1 pseudogene is annotated in these 685 nt (G+C 46.6%); it reads right to left on the bottom strand.

The window, feature by feature from the left end:
• Positions 1 to 34: 34 nt before the first annotated feature.
• A pseudogene (locus A3739_RS07225) lies at positions 35 to 685 on the bottom strand (isocitrate lyase); the annotation flags it as partial.

The following is a 685-nucleotide window of genomic DNA, read 5'->3' as shown; positions in this document are numbered from 1 at the left end:
AACTTCTATTAGTCTCGAATTAAGAACTTTTGCCTTACGAGAATTGGTTAGAAGTGTTTTTTGCGCCGCCCGCTTTAAGCGCACGATCACCAGCGTAGTACTCTTTGTGATCATCACCAAGGTCTGAACCAGCCATGTTTTGGTGCTTAACACATGCGATACCTTGACGGATCTCTTTACGCTGAACACCTTCAACGTAACCAAGCATACCTTGCTCACCGAAATACTCTTTCGCTAGGTTGTCTACAGACAACGCAGTAGTGTGGTAAGTAGGTAGAGTGATCAAGTGGTGGAATACGTTCGCTTCACGCGCAGTATCCGCTTGGAAAGTCTTGATACGCGCATCAGCAGCTGCTGACAATGCAGAATCATCATATTCAGCAGACATTAAGTTTGCACGATCGTATGCAGAAACATCTTCGCCCGCTTCAACCATTGCGTCATATGCTTGCTGACGGAAGTTCAATGTCCAGTTGAAAGATGGCGAGTTGTTGTAAACAAGTTTCGCATCTGGGTGAACTTTACGTACGTCGTTCATCATGCCCGCGATCTCGTGTACAGTTGGGACTGCGGTTTCGATCCAAAGAAGGTCTGCACCAGCATTGATCGCACCGATACAATCGAATACGCAACGCTCATGACCAGTACCTTGACGGAATTGGTAAAGACCAGAAGGAAGACGCTT

Source organism: Oleiphilus sp. HI0067, from assembly GCF_001635735.1.
The sequence above is the reverse complement of the archived record's forward strand: the minus strand, read 5'-3'. Positions and strand labels throughout refer to the sequence as shown.